This window comes from Actinosynnema sp. NPDC023658 (assembly GCF_040639995.1).
Lineage (GTDB): Bacteria > Actinomycetota > Actinomycetes > Mycobacteriales > Pseudonocardiaceae > Actinosynnema.
In genome coordinates, this window is record NZ_JBFAAX010000445.1 from 1 (window position 1) to 4,746 (window position 4,746).

General features: G+C 70.0%; 4 protein-coding genes and 2 pseudogenes. 3 read left to right on the forward strand and 3 right to left on the reverse strand.

The window, feature by feature from the left end:
• Together AB0G02_RS28495 and AB0G02_RS28500 are read right to left on the reverse strand one after the other, a co-directional pair.
• Window positions 1-510: hypothetical protein (locus tag AB0G02_RS28495; protein WP_360799697.1), on the reverse strand; the 510-nt coding region annotated here is incomplete at its 3' end.
• 152 nt (window positions 511-662) lie between these two features.
• A complete protein-coding gene (locus tag AB0G02_RS28500) occupies window positions 663-1,319 on the reverse strand; it encodes a phosphohydrolase (RefSeq protein ID WP_360799700.1) in 657 nt (218 codons plus the stop codon).
• Window positions 1,320-1,527: 208 nt separating this feature from the next.
• Here AB0G02_RS28500 and AB0G02_RS28505 point away from each other — a divergent pair.
• The 3 genes and pseudogenes from AB0G02_RS28505 to AB0G02_RS28515 form a co-directional block, all read left to right on the forward strand.
• A pseudogene (locus AB0G02_RS28505) lies at window positions 1,528-1,890 on the forward strand (IS481 family transposase); the annotation flags it as partial.
• A 313-nt stretch (window positions 1,891-2,203) separates the two neighbouring features.
• Window positions 2,204-3,598 (forward strand): IS110 family transposase, encoded by a 1,395-nt coding sequence (locus AB0G02_RS28510; RefSeq protein WP_360799706.1) that lies wholly within the window; start codon window positions 2,204-2,206, stop codon window positions 3,596-3,598.
• Between the two features lie 6 nt (window positions 3,599-3,604).
• Window positions 3,605-3,823 (forward strand): annotated as a pseudogene (locus AB0G02_RS28515) (integrase core domain-containing protein); the annotation flags it as partial.
• Window positions 3,824-3,855: 32 nt separating this feature from the next.
• On the opposite strand, the gene AB0G02_RS28520 reads toward AB0G02_RS28515, so the two are convergent.
• The coding region (locus AB0G02_RS28520; RefSeq protein WP_360799703.1) for an alpha/beta hydrolase at window positions 3,856-4,746 on the reverse strand (891 nt) is incomplete at its 5' end.

Sequence of the window (4,746 nt, forward strand, 5' to 3'; positions counted from 1 at the left end):
GGCGACGTCCTCGACGATGCGGTCGGGCAGGGTGAACACCCGGAACGGCTGGCGTGCGCGGACGCCCAACCCGAGGTCCGTCGTGCCCTCCCACGATCCGGCCCAGGCGACCTGCCGGAACGTCCGGTAACCGGTCACGTCCACGACCTCGGCCGGGTTCGCGGGCACGTAGGTCGGGTCGTAGTTCTCGTCGTAGGACGGCGAGTACGCCATCACGAACAACTTCGCCCCACCCCGCAGCGGGACCGGCTCACCCGAACCGACGTGGGTGACCTCGTCGGTGTAGGTCACGTAGTAGCTGCCGCCGGCCAGGTGGGTGTCGATCACCAGCCGGTCGAAGCACTCCTGCTGCCCGGAGCGGACGCCGGTCACGGTGCCCCCGCCACCGTCGAACACGGTCTTCAGCCCCGACCCCCAGTCCACCGGAGCACAGGTGGCGGCGCCGGCGCTCGCCGGGACCACCGACAGCACCACCAGCGCGGCGACGACCGCCAACGCGACTCTGCGCATGATCTTCCCCTCTCCCCCACGGGCACTTCGCCCGATGAACACGGGACGCGCGGTCGACCACCGGGGTTGTCCGATCGCCTGATATGCCCGAGTTGTTCACCCGCACGGCGGTGCGCCCGATGTCGTACGCACCACCTCGAATCGGTGGGAAGTCAGGCCTTCCGCTCGTCGGCTGGAGCGGGCGTTGCCGGGGCACTCCCTTCGCGGGCCCGCCACCACCCGGTGACGGGATGGCTCGACTGGAAGGCGAGTCTGCGAGGCGCGTCCTGCGCGATCCGGTCGAGCTCGTCGTCCAGCGCCATGAACACCTGCCAGTGCAGACGCGCGTCGGGCTCCGCGAGGTGGTTCACGACCAGCTGCTCCAGGTCCGGTACCCGTTTTCCCTTCCAGACCTTGTCGGCCGGGCTCACCAGCAGATCCTCGAAGCCGATGCCCGCTGCGGTCCACGACGCGTGGTCACGTGCGAACCTGGCCAGGCGTTCCTCGACGCCGTCAGTGAGGAGGAGCTCATAGCCGGCCCGTTCGTGGTCGTTCCCCGGTCCGGAGAGTTCCTCGACGTGCACGACCTTCCCGACGTCGTGGGTGGCCGCGCCGAACAGCACGGACGGCCGGTCGAACGCGACCGCCGGACGGCACCGCCGCACCCAGTCGGTCAACTGCCACGCCACGTCGTGCACCGCGCGCAGGTGGGCGGCGAGCCGTGGAGGCGCGTGCAGGGTTTCGAGCAGATCGCTGACCCGGGCCGGCACCGGCCGCATCGGCGGATCACCCGGATCAGTGAGCGCACGGCGCAACAGTTCAACGGTCACCCCGGCCACCGTACCGACGCAGCGGCTTCTCCCGGTCTGGTCGCGAGCAACACGCGTCCCGGCAGCATGACAGCGCACAACGTCGAGCGGGCGGGGACGGGGTGGGGCTGTTGTTCGGGGAGTCGGGCGAGGATCCCGCGGATGCCGTCGAGCAGGGCGTGGGCTAATCGGTCAGGGGGAAAGGCGGCCTGGGCGGTGGTCGGGCGTCCTCGACCCGACCGGGGAGAACAACCGCGCGCCGCGGCGGATCGTCGCCCGATGGCCTGGCCACATGGTCCACCTGGACGTCAAGAAGGTCGGCGTCATCCCCGACGGCGGCGGTTGGCGGGCCCACGGCCGGGGCAGTGAGCAGGCCAAACAGGTCGAACGCGCCAAGAACACCGCCACCGGGAAGACCGACGCTCGGCGCAGCTACACCTACCTGCACTCCGCGGTCGACGGCTTCTCCCGCCTGGCCTACACCGAAGCCCTGCCCGGCGAGAAAGCGGCCACCGCGATCGGCTTCACCCACCGGGCGCGGGCGTTCTTCGCCGCCCACGGCATCAGCCACGTCCACCGCGTCGTCACCGACATTCAAGCTTGGTGTGTGTTCCCGGAGGCTGGTGCGGCGCGGCCGGTCGCATGAGAATCCGGAGCTCCGGCGCCCGCTCACCACCGCTACGTGACCGACTGGGGTGTTCGCCCCTTGCCTGTTGACCGTTGGGGTGAGCGGGGCCTTCGCCGAGTGGTGCGCGTCCTGTTGGGAACCCGGTGACCAGCGGTTCGGGTAACGCCCGAGCCGTGTGGATCCCTGTTGGTGAATGTCCGGTACGGGCGCCGGCTCTGGTGATGGCCTTGCGTGCCGGGTCGTGTTCGCCGAGCGGAAGGGAGCCACCTCGTTGGAGATGCGGTTGGGCATCGACGTCGCCTGCCGGGCCGCCCACCAGGCCAGTCTGGCCGATGCGACGGGCCGATACCTGTGGTCGGGGCGCAGGTTCCGCACCACCGTCGAGGACCTGGAGCGGTTGTGGGCCATGCTGCCCGAGGGCACCGAGCCGTCGTCGGTCACGGTGGTCATGGAACCGACGCGCAACGCGTGGGTGCCGTTGGCGGCCTGGTTCCGTCGCCGGGGAGCGGTCGTCGTGCTGGTGCCGCCCGAGCAGTCGGCCGACCTGCGGACCTACTACGCCAAGCACACCAAGTCCGACCGGCTGGACTCCAGGATCCTGGCCCGCGTCCCGCTGCTGCACCCGGAGGGCCTGCACAACGCGACCGGACTCGGCCCCGGAGACGCGCTGCGCCGGGCGGTCAAACTGCGCTCCAACCTGGTCAAACGCCGCACGAGCATTCTCGCCAGGCTCGACGCCCTGCTGGAACTGCTCGGGCCGGGCTGGCACGCCGCGCTGGGCGCCGACCTGGCCAACAAGACCCCGCTGCGGTTTCTGGCGCACTACGCCGACCCGCACCAGGTCATCCGCCTGGGCAGGGCACGCCTGGGTCGGTTCCTGGCCCGCCACTCCCGCGGCAGCTGGGGCGAGGACAAGGCGGACCAGGTGATCACCGCGGCGCGAGAGACCCTCCGGTTGTGGTCCGAGGAGCTGGACTACCCGGAACTGGCCGACGACATCGCGATCGAGGCGCGCCTGGCACTACAGCTGACCGAAGAGATCAAAGAACTCGAGGACCGCATCGCCGCGCTGCTGACCAAGGCCGACCCCGACGCGATCCTGCGCTCGGTCCCCGGCGTCGGCCCGGTCCTGGCCGCACAGATCCTGGGACGCCTCGGCGACCCGCACCGGTTCACCTCGCTGGCCGCGATCCGCTCCTTCAGCGGCCTGGTCCCCAAACTGGACTCCTCCGGCCGGAGCGCACGACACGGCGGCCCCACCAAATCCGGCGACGCATGCCTGCGCGAAGCACTGTTCATGGCCGCCGACCAGGCCCGCCGCAGCGACCCCTCGCTCGCGGCGAAATACCACCGCCTGATGACCGAGGCCGGCAAACACCACAACTCGGCCCTTTGCCACGTCGCGACCACACTGCTCACCCGCATCGCCGCCTGCCTGCGCCGCGGCGAGCACTACCACCTCACAGACACCGACGGCACACCGGTGACCACGCAACAAGCCCGGCACATCATCGCCCAGCGCTACACCATCTCCGCCGAACTCCGCACCGCACGTCGCACAACACACCCCGCACCAGGGACGGGCCGACGAAACAAGGAGTCGCGACGCGCTCCATCGACCGGCCCGTCCACCCCCACCCTACGGGCGCGCCAACCACTTGACATCCGTTAGGAACTCAACGGCTCCTGCTACCGCGCCCACGACTTCACCACCGTGCTACGCGGCGCCCGCCACCAGCGCATCACCCCGTACACCCCGCGCCACAACGGCAAGGTCGAGCGCTACCAGCGCATCGCGGGCGAGCAATTTTTCTACGCCCACGTCTGGATCAGCGAACAACACCGCACCGACGCCCTACAGGTGTGGAACGTGCACTACAACTACCATCGGCCCCACACCGGCGTCATCAACGTCATAGCCTCATACAGCTAGCGGATGGTCTTCAGCACGTCGTCGACCGCGGCGGCGATGAGGTCCGGGCGTTCGGTCACGATCCCCTCGTGCGAGGTGTTCTCGGCGACCACGTGCTTCCGGTTCGGGCCGGCCTGGGCGAACCGGGCCTGGGCGTCCCGCCACAGCTTCGCTGCTTCTGGGGAGTCGACGAACGGAGTGTCGGACGCGACGATCGTGGTCACCGGCACGTCCTGCGGCCAGGAGAGCTCGTGGAAGACGCGGTGAACGGGGGCGTAGTCGACCATCACGGCGAGCAGTTGGCGGTTCTTCTTGGTCGACTCCTGCGCCAGCAGGGAGGTTCGCTGCTTCTCGATGGCGGGTTCGAATGCCATCAGCATCTCGTCGGTGAAGAAGTCGGGCACGTTCGCGTCGACGAGGACCGCGCCGGACACCCAGCCGGGGTTCTTGTTCACGAAGTTGGTGGCGACCTCACCCGCGATCGAGTGCGACACCAGAACGACGTCCTTCGTCACCCCCAACTCCTTGAGACCGGCTTCCAGGTCCGACACGGCGTTCTCCACCCGCCACGGCCCCGACACCTCGTCGCTCTCACCCTCACCCGCCCGGTCGTAGGTGATGACCTTCGAGCCCGTGGCCTTCGCCAGTCGCGGTGCCAGGTCCTTCCAGTACGACGAACTCAGGCCGCCGCCCGCGTCCAGGACCAGGGCGGGCAGCTTGCCGTCCGCGACGTGGAAGACCAGATCGTGCTCGGCGTTCGTCACCTTGCGGGTCTCGGGCGTGCTCGTCGCAGATGCGGATGCGGAGGCGGACGTGCTGGGCGCCGGGCTGCGCGCCGCGGGGTGTTGCGCGCCCCCCCCGCCGCCGACGGCCCCCCGGCCCGCCGCGGCCCGAGCGACCCCGACACG